This is a genomic window from Clostridiales bacterium (assembly GCA_015243575.1).
Classification (GTDB): Bacteria; Bacillota; Clostridia; order Peptostreptococcales; family Anaerovoracaceae; genus Anoxybacterium; species Anoxybacterium hadale.
Genome location: CP042469.1, coordinates 76760 through 101423, shown reverse-complemented (window position 1 = coordinate 101423; position 24664 = coordinate 76760). Strand labels below are relative to the sequence as shown.

The following is a 24664-nucleotide window of genomic DNA, read 5'->3' as shown; positions in this document are numbered from 1 at the left end:
TGATTATTTTGATCAATCGAGCATTCTTAACGCTACGAAGGCCAAATCTTCAATGTCTACCTTACCGTCATTATTGATATCTGCAATCTTCGCTGATGCCCAGTTTTCGTCGCCGAGTTTTGCACCATAGTAGTATGCAATAATTGCAAGGTCTCCTACATCAATTGTTGCAGAATTGTTGAGATCTCCTGTTGTTGCCGTGATTACGGAAGCCTCAAAAGCAGCTTTGGCTGATTTCAGCGTACTGGTGGCATTGTCAATAGCTTCTTGGCTTGCGCCCGAATTATCAAATACTTCTTTAGCTGCGGCAATGGCCAGCTGGAAGACGTTTTTATCAGCCTGCCTGTAATTGCCGTCCGCTGTACCAACTACAGCTCTGTCATACAGGGCCTGAGCATCATCTATTGCAGCTTTCAGTTCCGTCTTGTCTGTGTCGGGCTGTGGAATTACGGAGCCATCGAAAATGGTTCTTGCAGCCGCTAGTGCTTCTACTTCACGATTGACTTCCGCCTGTGTCGCATCAGGATTTGCATAGACCAGATTCGCAGCATTGATTGCCGTCAGGAAGGCTTCTTTTGCGGCAGCAGGATACTGACCGGGATCATTTCCGACTGCTGCGTTGTCATATGCTTCCTGCGCTGCATTGATCGCTGCAATCAATGCGCTCTTGTCTACGGTTTGTGCGGCCTCGACGGTAATGGTCTTGCTGGCTAGCAGCGGCTGAACCACCGTTCCCTCCGGCATGATACCAAGCTTCGCTTTTGTAATAGAGATGCTGCTTGTAACATCTTTCACACCTGCTTTTACCTTGAAGCCCACATTTATCAGGGACTCGACATCTGCTTTTACTCCGCCGATATTTGCGGCGACGATCCTCAAAGTTCCTGTAGCAGACGGTTCTTTTGTGAGGATACTGATGTTCGGGTTCTCACTGGTAACCGTATCATATTCAAATACTTCCGGATCAAAGCTTAACGAGATGTCCTCTGCATATACATCTTGTGATATGTTATTAAGTCCTATTCCTACTACAAAGCTTGATTGGGGCTGAACGCGGTCACTTCCCGTGAGGCTCGTTGCCGCAGCTCTGTGTACCAGAGCACCGATCGCCGCCTGCAGGTTCGTAGCTGCTGTATTCACATCAGTCTGTGAAGCTGCCGGATCATCTTTTTTCGCAATCGCATCATTCAATGCAGTCTGCAGATTTGCCCATGTCTCTATTGTATAATGGAGCTCATTCAGTGCCTTCGCTTGATCAATCAATGAGGTCAAAGCTTCCTTATCCGCTGGAAGCGGAACAAATATATTCGCGCTGCTGTGGAAGTAATCAAACTTCACATCCAGATCGGTATTGGTCCCCGAACCGTTGATCGCAATCAATCCTGCCTGAACATTTTTAAAATTAAGGGTATAACTTGTTCCGAGCTGAGTAAAATTGGTTCCGTTTGTGGAGTAGTAAGTCGTGTATACATTGCCGCTCTTAACCATTCTCAGCCAGAGTGTATTGTCACTGCCCACGACACTTCCGTTCACATTGCTTGAGGTTGCCGATCCGCCTACCTCCCTGCAGACCTGAATAATGGTATTGGTTGAGCTGGTTGATTCCCAATCCAGCTTGATATAATTATCCATATCCTGGTAGGCGATAATGCCTCCCTGCTGGTAAGCCGCATGCGGTCTTACTGAGCATTGAAGCTTGGTTTCTATGGTCCAGTCTCCCGGCGCATTCTGAAGCAGAATGTTCTTTGCATCTGTGGATCCCGAACCGTAAATATCTCCTGCTCTCGGGCTGATTGTCATGTATCCTGGGTTTGAAGTAAGGCTCCATGTTGATGGATCTTCATTTACCCAATGCCAGAGTGAAGTATTTAATGCAGCTTTGCTGAATTCATCGCTGGAAGACGCACTATTGCTGAAGTTCACCGTATAGACCAGCTGCGCGCTCCCTGTCCCAACCGTTATGACCGCCTTTCCAGGAACAGTATCCGCCTGAACAGTGGAAATCGGCGCATTAAGATCATTCGGCACCGCAACAGTCACAGGGCTAACACCCTCAGGAACGTATACGTTATAGGTATAGATACCCGAAGTGAATCCGCTGACAGTAACTCCGTTTACCTTGAGACTTTTCAGGGAAGAATCCACATTGAAGTTGATGGTATATGTTGTTTTTACGCTTGCCTGTGAAACATCGATTATCGCCTGCCCCGGCACTCCATCAACCTGGCTGATGTTAACCAAGACGCCAGGATCGCTTGAGGTTGCCGTAACCTCCGGCTTCGACCCATAGGGAACAACCAGATTGTAAGTAAAAGTATTCGGGCTGAATCCGCTGACATCAATACCATCTACTTTTAGACTGCTTAATGTTGTGTCAACGTTAAAGTTGATTGTATAGGTATTATGCTTCGAGTCATCACTTGAAGTGACGTTAATCGTAGCCTTGCCGGGAAGCCCCTCCGCCTGCACTATTGCAATCTTTGCGGCAGGATCTGCAGCCGTTGCCGTAACCTCAGGAAGTACGCCCACAGGGATCGCTGCATTATAAACGCGTGTTCCTGGAGCAAAACCAGTTAATGACGTACCATTCACCTTGATATCACTCAAGGATACAGAGAGATCTGTCAACTCCTCTACCGCTGCAGTCAATGCACTTGCAGCATTTTTCACATTATTTACAGCATTTAAATCATAGATCCTTACGTTTAAGATATCACTGGCTGCTTGCTTTGCTGCCGTATATCTGCTCCAGCTGTCAGGTGTATAAATATCCATTGAAGAATCATCAGGAAGATTTTGCAGCTGTTTTTTCAATTCAAATCGTGCCACACTGCCGATCATGGCATAATAGGACATTTTTGCAGTATAGTCTGTATTTCCTGCATTGTCACCTGCCATGAAGATATGGGCGCCCTTGTTTGAATTAAAGGTTTGGGAATCAGTCAAACCGTCGAAGGCATACATCGCAAGTTTGCCGCCATTGCCCTTACTGTTCTCCAGAAGGAAGTCAAACTGATCTGCCTGCCAGTCTGCCTGTTCTTTCATAATTGCTGTGTTATTTCCCATTGCAGCGGTCCAGCCGTTTCGAACCAGTGCCACATGTGCATTGGGTGTATTTTGCCATTTGGTATAAGTCCATTCCGGATTTTTTGTTCCATCCGGCAGGTAATACGGCAATACATCTCTGCTGTAATTAGGATTGGCCACAAGGTCGGAACGCGTGTCTGACTCTGTGGTTTGGAACTCGTCGCATACTGCGGAGAACCGATTGTACATATCCTTAAAGACATCCAGATCCAGTGAAGTGGCATTCCTGTTTTGCATACCCACAACAAAGGTGACACCGTCCTTCTTCATCTGCTCGTAGATGGGCTCAAGCATTTTGATGGTGGCACTGAGCTTAGGTTCATAGTCTTTGTCTGCATCGAAGAAGTCATTGTAGACAAGAGTCAACCCTAAGTTGTACTGGTTGTTATACTTTGCTGCTGATTTAAATGCCTGACGTACCCAAACTGCTTCCTCATATAGTCTGGCATCTTTGTCGGTAATATCAGGTCTTTTAAAGATACGGCCCCAGCGGCCTTCCTGATAGTCATTCTCATTGCGGATAAATCCAGAGAAGTCATCAATTGATTCATTGACTACATCCCATGAATACAGTACGTCTTTATAAGGTTCAAACCTTTCAAACACCAGCTTAATATACGAATCAATCCGATCCAGCATTACTTCCTTGCTTGCCCATCCATTGGAGTTTGAAAAACCTACACGGAAAAATGCCTCTGGCTGTTGACCAAGGTTATGCCAAAACAGTGTATGGGCTTTTACCTTGACCTGATCTTCGGGTCCACGGGTTTTGTTTAAATCCTGGACCTGTTTTAAGAAGGACAGCTGTGAACTGGTTGAACCAAGAACAAGAGTAGTATTGGCGGCGTAAAGTCGCGCGCTCTCAGCTTCATCAATAACACCGTCAGCGTTTACTTCATTATAAACAGTAGTGTAATTTGAAGCTGCGGTGCTCAGATTGAGCAAATTAGACGGTTTGAATTCATTGGACGGGCTCCAGCTGTTGTAATGATGCTGAAGCATGTTTCTTTGATCCGCATTGCTCCCAAAGAAGCTGCTCATCCCCTGAAAGGAACCAAACATGAAATACTTATTGAACGTCTGATAAAGAGATGGGAGCTCCGGCTGGTATGTTGCAAAAACAGGTTGGATCATCATGGTCATCATCATTGCAACGACCAAGAATATTGAAATTACTTTTTTAACCATTCATTTGCACCTCTTCCATTTGTTTAATAATCACATCTTTATTTATTTGAGGCAGGGCCAAACAGCCCTGCCTCAATGCTGTTATGTGGATTAATCGCGCATTCTTAATGCTACAAAGGCTAAGTCTTCAATGTCTACCTTGCCATCGTTATTGATATCTGCAATCTTCGCTGCTGCCCAGTTTGCGTCGCCTAATTTTGCGCCGTAGTAGTATGCTATGATTGCAAGGTCTCCTACATCAATGGATGCATTATTGTTGAGATCGCCTGTTGTTTCTGTGATCACAGAGGCCTCAAAGGCTGCTTTGGCTGCCTTCAATGCACTGGTTGCATTGTCAACCTCCTGCTGCGTTGCACTTAAGTTTTCAAAGACTGTCTTCGCAGCGGCTATGGCCAGCTGGAAGACGTTCTTGTCTGCCTGCCTGTAACAGCCGTTATCTGTACCTACGACAGCTCTGTCATACAGTGCCTGAGCATCATCGATTGCAGTTTTAAGTTCTGTTTTAACAGTTCCAGGCTGTGGAACGACGGAACCATCAAAGATGACTTTCGCTGCTGCCAGTGCTTCTACTTCACGATTAACTTCCGCCTGTGTGGCATCTGGATTCGCGTACACCAGATTTGCTGCGTTGATTGCCGTCAGGAATGCTTCTCTCGCCGGTGCAGGATACTGTCCCGGATCATTTCCTTCTACTGAGTTGTCGTATGCTGCCTGGGCTGCATTGATCGCTGAGATCAGTTCGCTCTTGTCTACTCCAGGCTGCGGTATAACGGAATTTTCAAAGATGCCTGTTGCTGTTGTCAGTGCAGCTGCAGCTGCATCGACGGCAGCTTGCGTAGCTTCGGGATTCGCATTGACTGCTGTTGCTTCGTTGATTGCTTCAAGGAACGCAGCTTTTGCTGCTGCAGGATACTCGCCAGGATCATTTCCTTCCACTGCGTTGTCATATGCTCTCTGAGCTGCTTGAAGCGCTGCAATCAGTTCGCTTCTGTCAACGGTTTGGGTTGTTCCCACTGTGATGGTTTTACTGGCCAGTAACGGTGTTACCACTGAGCCCTCAGGCATTACGCCAAGCTTTGCTTTTGTAATGGAGATGTTGCTGGAAACACCTTTGACCCCATCCTTCACCTTGAATCTCACATTCAATAAGGAATCTGTATCTCCTTTGACTCCCCCGATATTCGCCGCAATGATCCTCAATGTCCCTGAATTGGAAGGTCCTTTCACCAGCACACTGACATTGGGGTTGTCACTGGTGGCTGTATCATATTCAAACACATCAGGGTCAAAGCTTAAAGTGAAGTCTTCGGCATATACGTCTTTGGATACATTGTATATTCCAAGTCCTACCGTAAAGCTCGATTCGGGCTCTACGCTGCTGCTGCCTGTCATAGACATCTTTGGCAGTGCTGACTTGACCGTTACGGGAATCGGCTGTGAAACTGCAGACCTTGTACCGTCAGAAATAGTAACCGTTAGCGTCGCACTCTTGTTTGCAACTGCATCCGGGTTTATCTTTCCATCATTCGAGATCACATCCGGATTGCTGGATTCCACAGACATTGTGTAACCATGAGGAAGCTTACTAAACACGATGTCGGAAGATGTGGCCGCCGGAATGCCTGCTGCTACATAATCTTTTACGTTATCAACTGCATCCTGCAGCATTTCAGGATACGTCATCTGCCGAACGCCATTGAGGTTGGTAATCGACATGTATTCGAAGTAGGTGTTCATCTGATTGCCGGTGCTGTTCTGTGTGGCAAACATGCCGATCTTAGGATCTTTAAAGTTGACTCCGGTGATCGGATTTCCAAGTTTGGTATAATTTTGTCCGTCCTGAGAGAACGCAAGCGAGTATGTGGTTCCTTCTTTGATGATTCTGTAGTAAATGGTGACAGTACCGTCGGCACTAGCCACGGCGTTGCCTCCACTGACTCCGCCCATCACACCGTTGTTCTCCCATCCAGGTTGAATGGTCAGGGTACTCTGCTGGCAGTTGAGTCTAATGTAGTTATTATCGTCCTGCCATACCAGAAGCATTGCCTGTTGATAGTTGACAGTCGGTACGTTGGGATAGAATACCTTCGCAACTACTTCCCAGTTGCCCATGGCTGGCTGTACAACAACATTTTCCCACCCTGTGCCATTTGTGTAGATATCGTTGCGCTGTGTCGGAAGCCTTAAGCCCAGTCCTTTGTCTACGGAGTAGGTCGCTTTATTCTCATTGAGAACCGTCCAGTTGGAACCGAGGGTTCCGTCTGCAAAGTAATCCGATACAGGATTTGAATTGAAGCTTACCGTATAAGTTGCGCTGGCAGCCAGTGTGGATACCGTAACAGATGCCGTGCCTTTTGGAGTGTTTATCTGATTATAAGTGATTGTGTAGGAAGGATCTGCAGTGGCCTCAAGGACCGGTGCCGCAGTGGCGCTTTCTGACACTTCAACATTATAAACAAATGTATTCGGATCAAATCCGGCTACCTGTGCGCCGTTGACACTCAAAGAGGTCAACCTCGGAAGCAAAGCTGCTGCATCGAAAATGTAAAGTTTCTCATAAGTGGCTGAAATGGATGCCGCATCCGTATCTCCGCCGTTAGCATACAGTCCAATCTGCGGGAACGCATAGTTTGCGATAATGTTTGTTCCGAATGTCGTCCAGGTGGTACCATTGAGTGAATATACGAAGGTGTATGTGTCACCCTGCTTTATAATCTGGAAGTACACGCTGGTCTGAGAATCTGAGGTTGCTGAATTGGATTGTGTCTGCACTCCGTTTACCACGTTGTAAACGCGAATCGCGTTGCCGCCTGAGGAAGGCCTTTCATACACAAACCGGATATAGTTCTGTGCGTTATCGTATATAATCAGTCCTGCCTGCTGGTTGTTTGCGGTTGGGGTTGCTGATAATTTCACCTGTGTCTGAGCAACCCAGTCCCCGAGTCCGGGAACCCTGAACACATTTTTGGGTTGTTTATCAATATTGGAGAATGCGCCTCTTTCGGTGGTTATGGTTAAACCAGACTCATTAAAGACAGCATTATCGTTTCTATTCATGAAGGACCAGCCCTTGGCCACTGCCGCAGCCTCACCCTCCATGAAGTCGGTGGTTACTGGTTTGGAACCGACGCCTACCCGGTAGGTTATTGTTGCGTTGGTAATTCGATTGGTGCAGACAAGATCCACAACACCAGGTACGGATTTCAGCGGTTCATAAGTTACTTCCAAATCCGTATTGGTATAAACTGGTTCAATGTTCGGTATGTTTGTTGCATCCGAAGGCAGCACCACGGAATAATTCGTTTTGTCCGGCTTAAAGCCCGGGATGGAAACGCCGTCCACTTTGATATCGTTGAGATACGGAGTTGATACGACATAAACAACGAATTCAACGGAAGCGGATTCACCGTTATACGTAGCCGTTGCTGTGATTGTTGCAACGCCTGGTGCCTCGGTCTTAATGACGCCATCATTAACTGAGACGACTTCAGGACGGTTGGAGGAATAGCTGAAGGTCATACCCTCTGGGAATGGTGTAGTGGTTTTCTTTTTGACGTGGCTGCTCTGCTGCTTGATAATATAGCCCCAGAGACTTTCATCGTTCATCGCAACGGTAAGTTTTGGATCAACGGTTACACCCTTGTCAAAAATCAAGCGTTCTTCAACGCCCAGTACTTCGTCGCCAGGCTGGCTGGGTTTGGCTGTTACAACTTCAGGCACCACTGTCATAGCACCGGAAACATTGAGGGTGCCCTTCAGCGGCACATCGGTGCTGCTTCTGCCCACCTGGATCTCATAGGCGCCGGTGTCCACGATGAACCGATCGGAAGCTTCATTATAATAAGCCAGATCTGGAATTTTAACTTCCATGGTTACCGTTTTCGTTTCATTGGGTTCCAGCTCGATCTTGTCAAAGCCCTGCAGCCGCTTGATCGGTCTCATAAGTTCTGCAGGAGCATTGGGCTGAGCAACGTAAAGCTGTGTGGTTTCTTTGCCCTTCACAGTACCGGTGTTCGTTACATCGAAGGAAACGCTAATCGTATCGTTGGCATCAAATCTTGATGTTTCATCAGCTCCATTGTTGATTGTCAAGTTGGAATAATCAAAATTCGTGTAACTGAGCCCGTATCCGAATGGATAGGAAGGCGTCCCTGTAAAGTACATATAGGTACGTCCCTGTTTCCCTTCAGATGGATAGAGATCATAATCGTAAATGCTTGGGATATCAGACTCGCCGTTATCGCTAACGGTCTTGTACCAAGTATCTGTGGTCTTGCCGGAGGGGTTGACCTTTCCGGTGATGACATCGCCGAAACCGACTTTGCGGTTGCCAAGAAAACTGGACCAGAGGATGGCAGCCACATCATTTTCAAATTGAGTGACCTGCATGGGTCCGCAGGTTTCCATTACAGCAATGGTCTTCGGGTTTAACTTACCCACATTGGAAATCATCGTAGCCTGACCGTTGTTGAAAACGATGCTCGTACGGTCTCCATCTTCTTTGGAGTAGCTTTCAGGAGTACCAGCTACCACGATAACTGCATCTGCAGCTGCAATGGTCGCCTGATCCGCTTCGGTAATAGTATAGGAAGCGGTGCCGGTTGAATTTCCATAGTTTGTGAGGTATGTAAAGGTAGCACCCGGATTCATTTGGGTAATATTGCTTACAATTCTTTTCTGAATGTTGATTCGGTTGGTCTCATTGTTCTGGCCTGCAGAATAAAGCCCCAGATAGGAATTGGTCTGCCAAGCGCCGACAATGACTACCTTATATTCGCCGGAAGCTGGAACTGCCAGAGGCAGAATCTTCTCCGAAGAGCCTGCGGGAGCATTGTTTTTCAGCATGACGACTGCTTCTGCATTCATATCGTCAATCATCTTCAAACGCTCGGGAGTTTGCCAGCCGATGGAGCCGGTCTGAGAAGCGATACGCTCCGCAGCAGCCTTCGTGTATGGATTATTACTATCCCATTCACCAGTCTGCATCCGCGCAGTCATGAGGCGATGCAGGGAAACATCCACTTGATTTTCGGTAAACTTGCCCTTGTCAGTTGTAACAGACTGAGCAAGCATATTGGCCATGTTGCTTCCATAGGTACCGGTGCCACTATTGTAACCGCCGCTGCACTCCAGGTCCATGCCATGAGCCATAGCCTGAGAGAGCTGCTCTACGGTAGTAAGTACTTTTCCTGTATATGGATTGGTAAAATTGTGTCTCTTAATCGTTGATACAGAGTCACAGTCGCCTGTCATATATCCGGAGAAACCATAGGTCTGACGCAGCAAGGTCTCGATCAGGTAGCTGCTCCAGGAGCTCGGATCTCCGTTTAAGGTACTGTATGCCTGCATTACGGAAGAAACATCAGCTTCTTGTATAATGTTGCGGTAAGGAGCTGTATAGTACTCTCTCAGCGCACGCAATGAGGTCTCAGCACCGCCGTCCAGACGATTCCGCTCACTGTTGTTGGCCACGTAATGCTTGACTGTAGCATTAACCTTGCGGATTCCTTTAATCGCATTGCCTTCGCGATCCATGCCTTGAATCCCTTGTACAAAAGCAGCGCCCATTTTGCTCATGAGATAAGGATCTTCGGAATAAGACTCCTCGTTTCGTCCCCACCGAGGGTCACGGTGCAGATTCACAGTTGGGGAGTAAACTGTTAGGTTTACCGCATTGCCGGCATTTTCACCGGAAGAAATCTTACTGGCACGCTCACGGATCTCATCTCCGATATAACCTGCCTCGGTGTAATACAGATCAGGATTCCAGGTGTTTCCGACCGAGGTGTTCTGCGGGTAAGAGTTGGAGTTCGTGCAGTTGCCAAGGGAATAACCATGGAGGGCTTCCTGCCACCAGGTATAGCCGTTGATTCCGGTGGTTGCGGGAACATTGAGGGCGCCCCCGCCTAAATTTGCAGGAACGATTGCCGGTGCGCTCTGGCTGTACATTTGCGAGCCTTTCTGTGTACCCGACATTCTGCCAACTAGGTCAGCTGCCCTTTCAGCATAGGAGTAGCTTGGATCCATGTAGATCGGCGTTTGGGTAACTCCCGCATCGGCTTCAACAGCATGAACCGGCATTACTGTGAACAGTCCCATGCACATACATAGGACAAGGGACAGCGATAGGATTCTTTTACTCTTCTTGTGCATTTTTTTTCCCCCTTTTAAATAAATACTTCTCCTAGTACCCTGTAACACTTAATTGTTGTATTAATGATGCGCAGGATATTTGCCCCAATACAAGGCGGCGGAAAGAGGCGTAACGGTGTCTACGCTAATTGACGCCAACACAGTAGTGGGGCAAAGAGGCAAGCATCATGCAACTTTTAGGTGTTACAAGGTACTCAGTGTGTCGGAAAACTCATTGCACTCCTCTGAACACTCCGATTTGCGGTATACCGTGTAGTAGATTCTGAGCAGCAACGCAGCTGCATACTCAAATTTCACCTGGTCAACCACAAATCGTGAGCACCCAGCCCGGCACAAGCAGTTTTCAAACACGCCCGAACGCTGATTAAGTGACCTCAGCGCTTCTTATATACAAGGAGCTTCCAAACGGCACCGCACCTGAAGCTCCACATATATCCTATTATTGGCGGGAAGAAGTTCCTGCTTCGGTATCATAGGGCCAATCGCCAATACCGCCAAGATTGTATACTTTCTCGTATCCCAGAATCAGCGCTTTTTCGAGAGCCTTTTGCGCTCTCACTCCCTTAGCGCAGTAGAATATAATCTTACTGGACTTATCCGGAATGCGCTTTTCCAGTTCGGCATCCACAGTGTCAACCGGGATATGGATTGCTCCCTTGATATGCATCTGATTGTATTCATCATCTGTTCGTACATCTACGATGTACGCTCCGTTTTGAGAGTCCTTCCTTGCCTGCTCTGCTTTTATGCTGTACTGCCGGAATGCATCACTTTTACGGACGTCAAACCAGAAACCATCTCCTGCGAGAGCAAGGTATCCATTTGCAGAAACCATGTCGTTGATATTTTTGCTGCCCAAGGTGTCAAGCTTATTGCATTCGCTGCAGTCAGTTACAGTGAGGAGCTTGCCTTCATTGCCCGCTGCAACCAGTTGATCCCAATCAACAGTAATTGCATTGATCGCCAGGGGGAAGAACTCTTCAGCCGGCTTGTCATTAATTTTCTTGAGTACAGTCTCGCTCCAAACTTCTCCTGTATCACTGGATAAAATAGCAGGGATGCCCGGATGCTTCTGATATTCACCGACAATCAGGAAAGCATCTCCGCAAGCACGTATACTTTTAAACCAATATAGCTCGGAATAGCCTTCATAGATCTTATTGTAGTCTGTTAAATTCCACTTCAGACCATCAGCAGAGATCAAAATCTGCCCCTCTCTGGTAACAGCCATACACAATTTGCTATTTGCAGTGATAGAAAGAATATTGTTTTTAATTCCGGAATCCACTACTTCCCAGCGCTCACCATCGGATGAGCGAAGAAGTACCCCATCAGCCCCGGCTGCCCAAAATTTTTCGCGAAAAAAAGCAACACTGTTCAGGGATTTTTTTGTCCCACTTTTTGCGAGTTGAAAGCTGCCGCCATCTTTTGCAATCAGTATGGTTCCGTTATCTCCTACCGCTATATCCGTACCCTGCAGCGAGATGACATCATTTAAACAAGCTTTTGTAGCAGAAGGTACTCTGGTGACCGTCTTGTCAATCTTAATCTTATCAATCCGTCCCCCTGTACCTACTGCTATATATGTACTCCCTGCATCGCATATAGCCCGGTAGCCTTCCGCAAGTGCAGAGGAATCCTTCGGAGGAGACGAGATGGATGTCCCTGTTTTTTCTGCTTGGGGGCTGCCGGGCGTCAGCACATTGGTTGTATCAGCGGAAGAAATCGCTTGCGCGCTGCAACCTGAACCCATTGCAAGGAAGAGTACTGCAAGAATAATACAAAACATCTTTTTGGCAAATGCATTCTTATGAATCATACGTAATTACCCCTTTCTTATCCTTTGTCTTACATAATTAGGTAAATCACTTTTTAAAAACTTCTTTACAAAAGTTTTGTTTTATAATATCATTTTGAAAACTTATGATTCAACTCAATCAGTCCTACAAATTCCATGCTGTTTTGTGCCAAATACCAATAATTTTTCATATTTTCTAAAAATATGATGACATATGACAGATTTATTACAAAAAAAAACAAGCTCATCTCGGCTTGTTTCGCACCATGGCTTGTCTGATTATCGTTTATTATGTAAATTATGGCAATACTGTAATCTAGCGGCAAAAGTCTCGCAAAACAACATCGCGAGACTTTTTAATGCTTTTTTATGGGTTTTTCATGATCAATCAATCATTGTATAAATTCGGATGCTCTCCACCTTTTTATTCTTGATTTGAAACGTCATTACATCCACATAATTAACCGGTTCATATCGAAAATCATCTTCTTCATCCGTCAATTCTCCGCCTGTCAAATTTCCTTCCGGGTAAGCCTCCTGCAGCTTTTCGAAGGTATCTCCGACTTTAATATTTCTTACGGTCGGGTAATTCGAGTCAGTAATCTCAATTTGAAAAATCAGTGGCTCGTTATTTTCCGCAATATCAAGGGTTTTGATTACGAGTCCGGGATACCGATACTGTTTCTCTGTCCTTCCATCAAGCTGATCCATATTGAGTCCGTCATCCGGAGAATACGTGTGGGTTTTCACCTCATCCGCTTTTCCCAGCATGCTTTCGATTTTTTGATCATCAGCAATATCGGAAAGGGCTATGGTATTCCCCTGATAAACGAAGGCCAGCTGCTTTAAAATAACATTTCCGTCCTTTTCGATGGTTCCCTCTTTAATAATTCCGCCATCGGTGGGATTTCCCTCTGAATGATCGGTTGGTTGGTCCGTTGATTGGTTGCCGCCCGGTGTCTTAACCTCACTCTTACTGCAGCCAGCAAAAGCCATCAGGCAAACTGATAAAATGATCGTCATGATGACGATTTTTCTAAAAACTCTCATTGCAGTTCCTCCTTTAACAATTCTGTACTAGTCGTTGTTACAATAGTCCGGCAGCATCAAATCCAGCAAAACCAAATCAGGTTGGAAGGTATAGACTTCCTTTAGACCTGCTGCGCCGTTTTCCGCCGTTTTTACCTGATAGTTGTCACGCCTCAGCACCAATTCCATCAAATCTCTTATTGCAGGTTCATCGTCAATGACAAGAATTTTTTTCAATTTAGTTATGCTCCTTTGCGAATTATACTAATACATCAAGGTTTATGGACTGGAGTCTTTCATTTTTGATAAACGGTTCTGCCTTTTGCAATTTAGAAGAACGAAAGCTGGTCAACCTGATACGCTTCCTTATATCCTCTTATGATGTCCCCCATCCGATAAAGAATGCCATACTGATCGCAGCCGCTGCGAAAGCAGCGCCAGAGCTCCTTTGCCCGCGGGGAGCGGCATTCATATGCATTTCCATAGGCAGCAAGATATTTTTCTTTCAGCCCGGGGAACAATTGATCCAGCTTGCCATAATACCAATCTCTTTGGTTTTGTCTCAATGTCATACCAAATGCAGGATAGATAAATCTTGCTCCGCTTTGATGGGCGAGCTCAACAATAGACTTTATATTGTCCTCTGTGTCTTCGATAAACGGAAGAATCGGCATCATCAGGATGCCTGCAAAAATTCCCTCTTCAGACAACCTTCGGATGGCATTCAGCCGGTCGGAGGAGGGAGATACATTTGGCTCAATGATTCTGCATAAAGAATCATCAGCAGTTGTAACCGTCATTTTTACAAGCACCGGCGAATGCTCCGCAATCTTCTTCAGAAGATCGATATCCCGTACGATCAGATTACTTTTTGTCGCAATAGAGGTACCAAATCCATGACGGTTGATTAATTCCAATGCACTTCTTGTGAGCTGATGCTCTTTTTCATAAGGATTGTACGGATCACTCATAGCGCCTGTGCCCACAACACCCGTTTTACGTTTGGAGCGGAGCTCGCGTTCGAGGATCAGAAGTACATTTTCCTTTCCCCTAACCTGATCAAAATTTTCAACCCGATAGCAGTCACTTCGGCTGTCACAGTAAATACACCCATGATTGCATCCTTTATAAAGATTCATGTTGTAGTTGACTCCAAACCAGTTGTTGTTTTCAGCGTAACCGGATAGAATTGTTTTTGCCTGTATCCATTCCATGCAAACCAATCTCCTTAGTTTTCCCTTTCAGAGTGTTTTAAAACCATTATACAGTATGTAAGTGGACAAACATATGTCATATTATAACATGTAACAAATCACTATTGACAAATGATTCAGATGCGATTATAATTATGGATAAATACAGTCTGTAATTTCTTTTAGAAAGGAATCGATTATGAAGTATACGAAGGCAACGAACTATGCTTTGCATATCATGGCTTATTTGGTGCAACAACAAGGGAAGGACAACTTAAGTCTGCAGCCATTGGCCAGTCACATGAATATATCCCCAACCTACCTGTCAAAGATCCTGACCCAATTGGTCAAAGCGGATCTGATTCAATCTGCACCTGGGATGAATGGTGGCTATAGCCTTAGAAAATCCAAGGATGAAATTAGTTTTTATGATGTCATCCAGGCAATTGAGGGCAGCGGAGCGCTTTTCACCTGTGAGATGGATGAAAGCAACGATTGTCACATCGAGAGGGTTATGAGGGATGCAGAAGAGAAAATGGTGAATCATTTAAAAGAAAAAAAGATTTATGAAATATTGTAGATAGAGACGCTAAGCAGCAGCAGCCTGCTGCTCATTTTTTAACTTTATTGCAGACATTTACAGTCTTCAATGTATTTAATGGAGGATTTTTTTATGAACCATATGAACAATCACAACCAGCCGGATCAAAAATTTTTAAATAAAATCGCTTTTTTAGAAAGTAAGCAAAGAGAGACCCTTATACCTCCCGAAGCGCTTATTCGTCAGATGCCAATTCAAAAAAATCATACACTCCTCGATGTAGGTGCTGGCTCTGGTTTTTTTACAATTCCCATGGCTGAGGCCACATCGGGCAGAGTATACGCCATGGATCCAGACAGGCGTATGCTCAGCGTAATAAAAGAAAAAGCCAAAGAAAAAGGACTGGACAATATCGAACTGATTCAAGAATATATTGAAAGTTTGTCCATGCAGCATGAAAGCATTGACTTTGTTATGGCTTCCTTAATACTCCACGAAGTACCTTCTCTCAAAGTAGCGATTGCGAAGATCTATGAGGTTCTGAAAGCCGGAGGTCACTTGTTATGTCTGGAGTATGAAAAAGACGATAAAGTAATAGAAGGCCCGCCGATGGCAATTCGTATTCCGTCGGACGAGCTCCAAAGAGTTTTAGAATTTACAGGGTTCAACATCGTAAAGAAGACAAAAATTAACAATGGAATTTATACGGTTTTGGCCGCTAAGGGAGCACAGATTTAATGAAAGGTTCACAGATGTTCGCCTTCAATAAGTCCGTTCTTCCCATAAGGAGGAGAAATAAATGATGAATACAAATAAAGACAAGCTGGTCACAATGCCGGTGGGTAAGCTTTTGCTCCAATTTTCCCTGCCAGCCATTGGTGGCATGATCGTAAATTCCCTATACAATCTGGTAGACAGAATCTTTGTCGGCAGAATTGGCGGCCTTGCCATGACCGGTATCGGGCTGAGTTTGCCATTTATGATGCTGCTGTCTGCAGTTAGTTCGTTGGTAGGAATCGGCGCCGCTGCTCTTTCTGATCTGATTTCCAGCCTCATCGCCATTTTTGCCTTGAGATCAGCAGTAGGTCATCTTAACAGGCGGGAAAATGAAAAGCAACCCACTTTGATTGATCTTGACACACCTGCGCAAGAAGATCAGCCCCTTTTATCTGACAGCAATTGATCCAAATATATGGATTGAAACTGTTTACTGGCAAGCATCTGCTTGAGTGGCGGCAATTTCAAAATAACGCCAAGGACTGCCGCCATAGCACGGTGATTTGCGAAAGCCTGGTTATCAAAGATGAGATTTTGGAGCGTGCCTTTCTCGATGGCCTGTAATACAAACCGATGGGTACTATTCACCGGCGTAATGACCTGGATCTCTCTTCTCACAAGCATAATAGTCTTTTTCGGACAACTCCGCACACAGACACCACAGCCAAGGCATACCTGATGATCCACCTGAGCAAGCCGCTTTCCGTCTCTGCTGTCTTGCATTGAAATAGCCAAAACCGGACATACCTTTTCACATTTGCCGCACCCCACACATTCATGGGAGATCTTAGGGATATAGTTTGTGGTTGCCACCGGCTGCATCGGGCTGAATTTTCTTGCTGCCTGCAAGGCTTCGCAGCAGCATCCGCAGCAATTGCAAATGAATGCCGGAGCCTCACGAACATTCTCGCCGATCTGTACCAGGTTCGACGCAAAGGAACGTTCTAACACATCCATTGCCTCATTCTTATCGATTAATCTTGCATGCTGCCCATTTTCTGCAAGGGAACGGGCCACATTTCCCAGAGTGAGGCAAACATCCAAAGGTGCATCGATTTCGCAGGGATGGCCTGCATGCAGCATCTTATGCCTGCAATAGCAGGTTCCAAGCCCAATATAGTCTGCTTCCTCAATAATATGACTTGCTCTTTCATAGTCCAAAATATGGATGGTGTTTTCATTCGTAAGGACTGGCTCCTGCACGTAAACCCGCCCGAGATGGGTCTCAGTTGCAAAAAATAGATCTTTCACAAAATCTTCTTCCACATTCATGTATTGAAAATATAATTCGCTTAAATATTTCTGATCAATGTCGCCTCTTGTGCGCATCAATGCAAATTCGATAAAGCCTGCCATGGGCGGCGGCATCACAAACTGACGTACTCCGTTATAATACGAATCCACCTGGAGCGCCTTCTCACAAAGATGCTCCAGAAAGGATTCCGCTTTTCCTTCGCTGATCTTCCAAATTTTTGCTGCTTTTTTCGCAGTAAACGGACGAACCGGCAATAACGCGACCCGCTTGGCTTCCGGCTCTGTATAGAGAACTTGCAATATTTTATACAGGCTGTCCGATGGCGGAGCTCCCTGGGTGAACCAGTTGATTCTCTCTTCAAGATTTTTATAGGCGTCCTTACTTGTAATATGTCCCATGGTTGTACCTTTCTTGTTCATTGGTAATTTATAGATTTTACTATACAGTTCCTCTCCCGATTTGTCTACAGTCATGCAGGAAAAGTCCCTGTACTTAATGAACAGCATAAGGAAAAGGAGCCTCAGAATTCCTCCGGGCTCCTCAGTCATAGCCTGTTCTTATCTTAAGTGAACCAAAAATTTTACGCATTCATATATTTGGCTTCTTCCTTTTTTACGAAATCGGATTTGGCCAATAATGCAAACATGAGCAAGCCTGCAATCATAAGCCCTGCACCAGCCAGATAAGGAATCCGGTAGCCTCCTGTCGCTCCTGCGATCAGTGCAAAAAATGCTGGCCCCGCGGCGCCGACTAATTGAATGATAGGCTGAATTACACCATAGCCGTTTGCAAAATCCTCCCCAAACAATTCAATACAAAGAGATGCCGGCCAGTTTGCCGCACCTCCGACAACCATACCGATGCAGACTAGAGAAATCCAAACCCCAACTGCGGTGCCGGTCAAATTTGTAAACATCGCCACTGCTCCAAAGATATATGATGTATAGGCAGCTCTGCGCGCTCCAACCTTCTGGTCGATCAAACCGCAGAGGTAACTGCCGACACATGCCAGTAACCCTGATGCAATCATCATGGTTGCAGCAGTGTTGATATTATAACCGAGTTCCAGCAGTCTTGGGATCAGCTGTACCATTAATCCGCTTGCAAAAGTCAGTTGAAGTCCCAATGCGATACCATGAATCCAAACTTGCGGCGTTTTTAATAGTTTTCCTGTTGTCCAAATGCTGTTTTTATTTATGACTTTATCAGCTTTACTTACCGCAGCAACGCCATTGTCAGGAATGTATCCGACCTTCGCCGGATCGTCGGTAATGAAGAGTGCTAATATGATCCCTGCAGCAGCGGCAACGACGATAAAACCAGAAAATCCACCCACAGCGCCAAATCTTGAATAGCCTGCATGATAGATCAATGAAGCTACACCTGCACAGAAAGGAATACCCATGGTAACAATCCCCATGATCATCCCTTTTCTTTTAGGGAACCACTTCGATATGATAACAGGTGACAATTGATATCCCAGCGCGCTGGAAATGCCGTTGGCTATGATAAGGCAAGCTGCAAAAATCCATATTTGTGAAGTTAAGCCAAGGCCAAGCAACGCTGCGATATAAACAATACTGCAAAGTATGCTTAATTTTTTCGCCGAGTGATTGATCGATAAACGTCCGAACACAAATCCTGCAACAATATTTGCGATGCACCCCAGCGAAATAAAGCTGGTCAATAAGGTGCTGCTCCATCCTCGCAGATCCGATAAAGTACCGGCAGCGACATTCATTGCACTTCCCACTGCTGTTGCTGTAAAATATGCCAAAAAAGCATATAAGATTAAAACCCACCCTTTGCCAAAGCCTTTTCTTGCTTGTTTTTCCATTCCTTCTTCTCCCCCATTATAAAAATAAATCTAGTAATAGCAAACCCAACTCCTTCGGAATTAGATTTCAATGCAAGTGTAAGCCTTTTCTGGTTCGAAAAACAGAACACTTTGTGACATTATGTCTTATTTGAACATTTGAAGAGAGAATGTTAATTTTTCTTTCTTTTTTTATATTGGGGTATTCAGATACGAAGATCGGGAGGATTTCCTGGAAAGCAGCCTCCCGATCTTTCGTAAAATCAGATTTTACTTAATTGCTCTTCATAGCGTTCCACGAAGCCTTCTTTTACGAAAAGCATACACAGGAAGGCGATTGCCGCCAAAACCATTAATAACCAATATGCTACCGAATAATTAAAAACATTTGCAAGATTTGCAACCACAAGAGCTCCGGCGCTTCCAATCACAGTAGTAATTGTCAGTATCGTACCATAGGCTTTTTTGAAATTCTTACGTTTCCAGTAATAGGAGGTACAGGAAACAACAAAGTTAGATGATCCGCCTAATCCCGCACCGATGATTGCCGCCCCAACCACCATCGGTACAAAGGAGTTAATGGAATAAAGGCCGCAAGCCACAAACATCATCACAATTCCAAGCAAAACCGCTTTTTTTACTCCGGCCCGATAATCATATTTTCCAAAAGCCCAGCTTCCGACCATTGCAAAAATGCCAACGACCGTCATCATCTTAATTGCCATCTCCAGTTCCATGCCTCCGGAAACGAAACGTACAACCATTTGACCCATCGAACCGCTAGCCAAAAGCAGCATCACTCCATTACTGATTGAGATAAACCAGGTTTCTTTTGTCGCAAGCATCCTTGATGTTGTCCAAATGCTGCTTTTGGAGATTCCATCTTCCTGTTCAAGAAATTCCTTTATCTTATCCTGTGTCATCGAAGTGTCATTATCCGGATGGTACCCCATCTCTTCGGGGTAATCCCTAAAGCCGAAATATCCCCAAATACATACGAACAAGGTAAGAATCCCAAACAGTAAGTAAACCTTTTCAAACGTCATGTGCTTCATTAGCGTCATAAATAGTAAGGCATTGGTTGCAGCAGCAAGAGGAAACCCGATTGTCGTCCAGCCTAATACCGCGCCGCTTTTTTTGGGGAACCAGTTTGCACAGATGGAGTTGTTTGCATATTGGGACCAGACCGTATATCCTACCGTCATGACAATATAATTTACAATAAAAATCCCCAGACTATGGATCAGCCCCCATAATGAAATTGTACAGGCATAGATAAGCCCTGTAATCAAAGCAACATTCCTTAATTTCAGCTTACCTGTTGCATTCAGTATTCCGAGTATGTAAATGACGATACAGGTCACATAAGAACCGATGGATGCAAGAGAGAGAAGCAGCGTCTGACTCCAGCCGTATTTTTCCTGAAAGGTATATACAGCGACATTCATAGTATCTTTAAAAGCTGTACAAACATAGAAAGTAATGAGACAATAAATGATTAGTATCCAACCTTTTTTACCAAACCCAGTTTCGACCTTATTCATTTTTTCCACCATCCTCAATTATTCTATCGAATCAAAGATATAATCCACCGCAGCATCTGCCGCAATTCTTCCGCTATTAATCGCAAAGCCCATGGTATTCCCCCCAAGTCTGTAACAATAGGTGCCTGCATAAAGGTCACATACATCTGTACCCGCCGCATATAACCCGGGGATTGTTTCAAATTCATCTGTCAGTACTTCCAGTTTGTGATTGGTCCTAACGCCGCCCAGTGAGCCGTAAGCACTGGAGGAGATGCGCTGTGCATAAAACGTCCTCCCGATCAGCGGATGCAGATACTTACGGTTTTTGCCCATGACGTCATCATAGCCTTTTTCACAACCCTCATTATACTCCTCAATGGTATTTATGAGCGTATCCATGTTAATACCCAGTTTTTCCGCCAGCTGCTCGATGGTATCTGCCTTGAATACCGCTTCGGGATACTGTTCGATCATATCGTCGATTTCATCATAGAACAGTTTGGTGAAATCACTGCGGAAAACTGTGCTTGGAAAATCAGGTCCATTCCTTTTAAAATGTTTGATAATGCTGTCATCAATGATTTGGAATGCATCCCTTTTATATTGTCTGGAAATGCTGTTTGCAGCTACAGCCCCGTTTTTGATTTCCTCTTCATTTATAATACGGTATCCCTGACGATTGATAATTAAGGCGCTAGCCTGCGAAAAAATAAGCTTGCTGGTAAAGCATCCTACATTTGGTATCTCATTTCCCAGAATTCGCTCCATTTCCATATGACTTTTCCCACCGCCGGCATTCCACACCATTTTCAATCCATCACCGTCAATTCCCGGTATCCTGAAACCATACATATCCTTTCCATCAACATGTCCGGTATATTCACGGATCATTTCCGGGTTGTTCCCGAATCCGCCACAGGCTACAAGCACTGCCTTTGCCTCAACTTCATAGATCTCACCGTTAGCCGCTTCTGCCTTGAAACCCGTTATTCTACCGCTGTCATCTTTTATCAGCGACTTAACCGGTGTTTCGAAATGAAACTGGACGCCCAGTTTCTTCGCTTGTTGATACATAACTTTTGTCATAGCAGAAGCTGCCCTGGGTCCGGGGATTCCTCCGTCTTCCGGCTTTACAACATGCCATGTTTCATCGGCTCCGGGATAGTATTTTGTTGGCCTGTCAAACGTAACGCCCATATCCTCAAGCCAGTCTATCGTCTCACCTGATTTCCATAAATACTCACGAACCAATCTTGCATCCACGTTCCAGTGTGTATGCTCCATCATAATTTGAAACGCTTCTTCTTTTGTAATGCCAATCAACAATTCCTTCTGCAGGCGGCTCTCCACTCCCAAAGGTCCCATCCCCATATTGGCAGTTCCTCCCGCAACGGATGCTTTTTCAAAAACTACTACTTCAATGTCCCTTTCTGCCGCAGTAATCGCCGCTGCCAGTCCCGCCGGGCCTGCGGCAACAATCGCCAGTTCTGTCTGAATGCTGGTCATTTTCTCCTCCTCACTTTTATTTTCTATTTCTAAAATGTCCCACTTTGGTCAATCGATCCGGACACTTCGGCTTGACGGCCCCAGCGCTCTCGATTGCATGATTAGGGCACACTTCTAAGCACGTTCCACATTTGATACACGCATCGTTATCAATCATATGGATATATCCTGGTTTTCCGTTGATCGCTTGTTCAGTACAAGCATCAAGGCACGCTCCGCAGCCACGGCAAGCAACGCCCAAAATATGATACGTTATGCCTCCTCCGCATACCATTGCCCTGCAGGTTCTCTGCACGATATGTTCCTCAATCTCCGTGAGATTCTCGTTCGCAGTACACTCGATGAATGCAGCGGCTTTTTTGCCAAACTCACAATCAGTTCCGTATTCCAACGCTTCGCATAACAGCCTTATCATACTGATATCATCCGATTTACCCTCGCCAGAGACCGCATCATCGAAAATTAGCTTCAGCTGATTTAAGGAAAGTCTGCATAAGGTGCACTTTCCGCAGCTTATCCCTTGTAACTCGCCTATCAATTGTTTCATATAAGCTACAATGCAGAAGTCTTTCTCTGAGTCTCGCCCGCACTGCAATTTCATGGATGCCTGATGCAGGAATTCATCGATATATCGTTCACCTGCTTTTTCCCGCATCGCTTCATATCCGAAAAATATGCTGTTCTCCATCAAGCTTTCTCTCCGCCTTCCATATCATAGTCCGAATAGAGCGGAACATGGCCGATCAGCTCTCTTAGGTCACACTGCAAGCAGCGGCTCGCCTCACATCCAGCCTGACTTTCTGTGAAGGGCTCAATCGTTTTTTCTCGTTTCAGCAACCCGAATCCGGGTTCTTCTCCGATGGAACCATTTGGTTTCTCCATCGGAATCAAAGTTTCGTCGATGTCTCCATCCCCGCCAAGGTATCTGTCGATCGATGCAACGGCCCTTCTAGCTTCCGCAACGGCCTGTATAATTGTTCTGGTGCCTGTGACCGCATCTCCGACGGCAAAAACCCCTTCTTCAGAACATGCATGATCAGAATCTGTTTTCAGATAACCGCCGCGAACAAGATCAAGGCCAAAGGCTTCCATACCCTCAGGTTTCTGTCCGACTCCGAAAATCACCGTGTCGCATGGAATCGTAAACTCCGAATCTGCTTTTATTTTGATCGTAGCTTTTCTCTCTTCGTCAAAACAAAATGATTCGACTTCCGCAAGCCTCATTCCGGTTACCGCGCCATTTTCGCCTATAATCTCCTTAAAGGAGCTTGACGGAAGCAAAACAACACCCTCTGCTTCTCCGTTTTCTATTTCCTCCTTGCTTGCAGTCATCTCATCTCTTGATTCAAGACAAGCAATCGATACCGTTTCTGCTCCTAAACGCAATGCCAATCCGGCACAATCAAAAGCTACGTTTCCGCCACCAAGCACAACAACTTTTTTTCCGGGTATGATTGCATGATCCAGACGATCCGCTTTCAGAAATTCAAGGTTAACGAGTACCCCCTGAAGTTCGCTCCCTTTTAATGGGAGCTTTACTCCCTGATGCGTACCTACGGCTAGCAATACCGCATCATAACCCTGATTTTTAAGCTCTTGAATGCTGCTGATTTTTGTATTGGTCTTGATATCAATCTCAAATGACTGAATGTCCTCTACTTCTTTCCGGACAACTTCTCTCGGAATTCTGTATTCGGGAACCCCGTATCTTACCATTCCTCCTGCCTCCGGAAGCATTTCAAAGATTGTCACCTGATGTCCCTGATGCCGAAGGTAATATGCTGCCGTCAAACCTCCAGGTCCTGCCCCGACAACAGCTACACGCAATCCCGTTTCCTTTCTTATCTTGCTATCCGCTTTCCAGCTGTCACCTGATTCCTCCACCGCAAGTCGTTTCAGCTCCCTGATGGCAATCTGATCTCCCTGGCTTATGGATCCCCTCCTGCAGCTATCCTCGCACGGATGCTCACAAAGATAACCCAAAATCCTCGGGATCGGCAATTTCTCACGTATTACACGCAATGCCTCCTCGTATTTTCCTTCTTTAACGTAGCGAACATAACGCGGAACATCTGTCTGAGCAGGGCAGCCCCATCGACATGAAGCATATTTCTTTTGTTTATACTGCTCAGGAAATTTGAATGTCTCTTCTTTGTCGCGTAAAGCACCCGTTGGACATACCTCCACGCATGCGGTGCAATATTTGCATTGATCCAGCTCTGTCTGGCTCCATACATTTTTTACTTCGAGTTCACCATTGTCGCACTTGATAAAATCCAGCGCCTTGGAGCCCCTGATTTCTTTACACATTCTGACACATCGGCCACACTTGATACACCTGCTCATATCCCGAATAAACAAAGGATTTCCAGTGTCTTTCTTATAATTCAAATGGTGATTTCTCATCCTGCCTGTTGACATCGACAAAAACTGAAGTAAGGATTGCATCGGACAGCTTCCATATCGCCAGCAAGTCGAACAGTCCTCCGGATGTTCTGTCAAAATTAATTCCATGCTCAGACGCCTTAGACGCTCTGCCCGTTCAGTTTTTGTGCGGATTACCATTCCGTCTTCCGCCTCCGTACTGCATGACGCAACCAATGATTTCCTTCCCTCAATTTCGACCAGACATAACCTGCATGCGCCCATCGGCTTCAAGTCGGGATGGTGGCAAAGATTTGGAATGTAGATCCCTTGTCTCAAAGAAGCCTCCAGTATCGTTTCTCCTGCCTCTGCCGCGACTTTTCGTCCATCAATGGTTATTGTTATCTGAGTCATTTCGATACCTCTCTTAT

At 45.5% G+C, this 24664-nt stretch carries 13 protein-coding genes and 2 pseudogenes; 3 read left to right on the top strand and 12 right to left on the bottom strand.

What is annotated here, in order from left to right; genetic code table 11:
* Positions 1-12: 12 nt before the first annotated feature.
* The 6 genes and pseudogenes from FRZ06_00440 to FRZ06_00415 all read right to left on the bottom strand — a co-directional run bounded on the left by FRZ06_00440 (position 13) and on the right by FRZ06_00415 (position 14469).
* Positions 13-4275, bottom strand: a complete 4263-nt coding sequence (locus FRZ06_00440; GenBank protein ID QOX61928.1) for a DUF1349 domain-containing protein — start codon at positions 4273-4275, stop codon at positions 13-15.
* A 90-nt stretch (positions 4276-4365) separates the two neighbouring features.
* Positions 4366-10428, bottom strand: coding sequence for a DUF1349 domain-containing protein (locus FRZ06_00435; protein ID QOX61927.1), 6063 nt, complete (start codon positions 10426-10428; stop codon positions 4366-4368).
* Positions 10429-10867: 439 nt separating this feature from the next.
* Positions 10868-12247, bottom strand: coding sequence for a hypothetical protein (locus tag FRZ06_00430; GenBank protein ID QOX61926.1), 1380 nt, complete (start codon positions 12245-12247; stop codon positions 10868-10870).
* Positions 12248-12610: 363 nt separating this feature from the next.
* Positions 12611-13276, bottom strand: a complete 666-nt coding sequence (locus tag FRZ06_00425; GenBank protein QOX61925.1) for a hypothetical protein — start codon at positions 13274-13276, stop codon at positions 12611-12613.
* Between the two features lie 45 nt (positions 13277-13321).
* Positions 13322-13492, bottom strand: a pseudogene (locus FRZ06_00420) (response regulator transcription factor).
* 92 nt (positions 13493-13584) lie between these two features.
* Positions 13585-14469, bottom strand: a complete 885-nt coding sequence (locus tag FRZ06_00415) for a radical SAM protein (GenBank protein QOX61924.1) — start codon at positions 14467-14469, stop codon at positions 13585-13587.
* A 178-nt stretch (positions 14470-14647) separates the two neighbouring features.
* On the opposite strand from FRZ06_00415, the gene FRZ06_00410 reads away from it, so the two are divergent.
* The 3 genes and pseudogenes from FRZ06_00410 to FRZ06_00400 all read left to right on the top strand — a co-directional run bounded on the left by FRZ06_00410 (position 14648) and on the right by FRZ06_00400 (position 16019).
* On the top strand, positions 14648-15028 hold the full coding sequence (locus FRZ06_00410) for an Rrf2 family transcriptional regulator (protein QOX61923.1): 381 nt from the start codon (positions 14648-14650) through the stop codon (positions 15026-15028).
* Positions 15029-15121: 93 nt separating this feature from the next.
* Positions 15122-15727, top strand: a complete 606-nt coding sequence (locus FRZ06_00405) for a methyltransferase domain-containing protein (GenBank protein QOX61922.1) — start codon at positions 15122-15124, stop codon at positions 15725-15727.
* Between the two features lie 64 nt (positions 15728-15791).
* Positions 15792-16019: pseudogene (locus tag FRZ06_00400) on the top strand (MATE family efflux transporter).
* Between the two features lie 125 nt (positions 16020-16144).
* On the opposite strand, the gene FRZ06_00395 reads toward FRZ06_00400, so the two are convergent.
* The 6 genes from FRZ06_00395 to FRZ06_00370 all read right to left on the bottom strand — a co-directional run bounded on the left by FRZ06_00395 (position 16145) and on the right by FRZ06_00370 (position 24647).
* Complete coding sequence (locus tag FRZ06_00395) at positions 16145-17419, bottom strand: 4Fe-4S dicluster domain-containing protein (protein QOX65772.1); 1275 nt, start codon at positions 17417-17419, stop codon at positions 16145-16147.
* Positions 17420-17601: 182 nt separating this feature from the next.
* Positions 17602-18858, bottom strand: coding sequence for an MFS transporter (locus FRZ06_00390; protein QOX61921.1), 1257 nt, complete (start codon positions 18856-18858; stop codon positions 17602-17604).
* Between the two features lie 242 nt (positions 18859-19100).
* Positions 19101-20393, bottom strand: a complete 1293-nt coding sequence (locus tag FRZ06_00385) for an OFA family MFS transporter (GenBank protein QOX61920.1) — start codon at positions 20391-20393, stop codon at positions 19101-19103.
* 6 nt (positions 20394-20399) lie between these two features.
* Complete coding sequence (locus tag FRZ06_00380; GenBank protein QOX61919.1) at positions 20400-21869, bottom strand: FAD-dependent oxidoreductase; 1470 nt, start codon at positions 21867-21869, stop codon at positions 20400-20402.
* A 16-nt stretch (positions 21870-21885) separates the two neighbouring features.
* Positions 21886-22557, bottom strand: a complete 672-nt coding sequence (locus FRZ06_00375) for a 4Fe-4S dicluster domain-containing protein (protein QOX61918.1) — start codon at positions 22555-22557, stop codon at positions 21886-21888.
* Positions 22557-24647 (bottom strand): 2Fe-2S iron-sulfur cluster binding domain-containing protein, encoded by a 2091-nt coding sequence (locus FRZ06_00370; GenBank protein QOX61917.1) that lies wholly within the window; start codon positions 24645-24647, stop codon positions 22557-22559. Before FRZ06_00370 ends, FRZ06_00375 begins: the two co-directional genes overlap by 1 nt.
* Positions 24648-24664 lie beyond the last annotated feature (17 nt).

Bases quoted from the DNA above. Each gene is read 5' to 3' on its own strand.
- FRZ06_00430 (QOX61926.1), bottom strand. From the start codon at position 12,247: ATGATTCATAAGAATGCATTTGCCAAAAAGATGTTTTGTATTATTCTT.
- FRZ06_00435 (QOX61927.1), bottom strand. From the start codon at position 10,428: ATGCACAAGAAGAGTAAAAGAATCCTATCGCTGTCCCTTGTCCTATGT.
- FRZ06_00415 (QOX61924.1), bottom strand. From the start codon at position 14,469: ATGGAATGGATACAGGCAAAAACAATTCTATCCGGTTACGCTGAAAAC.
- FRZ06_00370 (QOX61917.1), bottom strand. From the start codon at position 24,647: ATGACTCAGATAACAATAACCATTGATGGACGAAAAGTCGCGGCAGAG.
- FRZ06_00385 (QOX61920.1), bottom strand. From the start codon at position 20,393: ATGGTGGAAAAAATGAATAAGGTCGAAACTGGGTTTGGTAAAAAAGGT.
- FRZ06_00440 (QOX61928.1), bottom strand. From the start codon at position 4,275: ATGGTTAAAAAAGTAATTTCAATATTCTTGGTCGTTGCAATGATGATG.
- FRZ06_00390 (QOX61921.1), bottom strand. From the start codon at position 18,858: ATGGAAAAACAAGCAAGAAAAGGCTTTGGCAAAGGGTGGGTTTTAATC.
- FRZ06_00380 (QOX61919.1), bottom strand. From the start codon at position 21,869: ATGACCAGCATTCAGACAGAACTGGCGATTGTTGCCGCAGGCCCGGCG.
- FRZ06_00410 (QOX61923.1), top strand. From the start codon at position 14,648: ATGAAGTATACGAAGGCAACGAACTATGCTTTGCATATCATGGCTTAT.
- FRZ06_00405 (QOX61922.1), top strand. From the start codon at position 15,122: ATGAACCATATGAACAATCACAACCAGCCGGATCAAAAATTTTTAAAT.
- FRZ06_00425 (QOX61925.1), bottom strand. From the start codon at position 13,276: ATGAGAGTTTTTAGAAAAATCGTCATCATGACGATCATTTTATCAGTT.
- FRZ06_00395 (QOX65772.1), bottom strand. From the start codon at position 17,419: ATGGGACATATTACAAGTAAGGACGCCTATAAAAATCTTGAAGAGAGA.
- FRZ06_00375 (QOX61918.1), bottom strand. From the start codon at position 22,557: ATGGAGAACAGCATATTTTTCGGATATGAAGCGATGCGGGAAAAAGCA.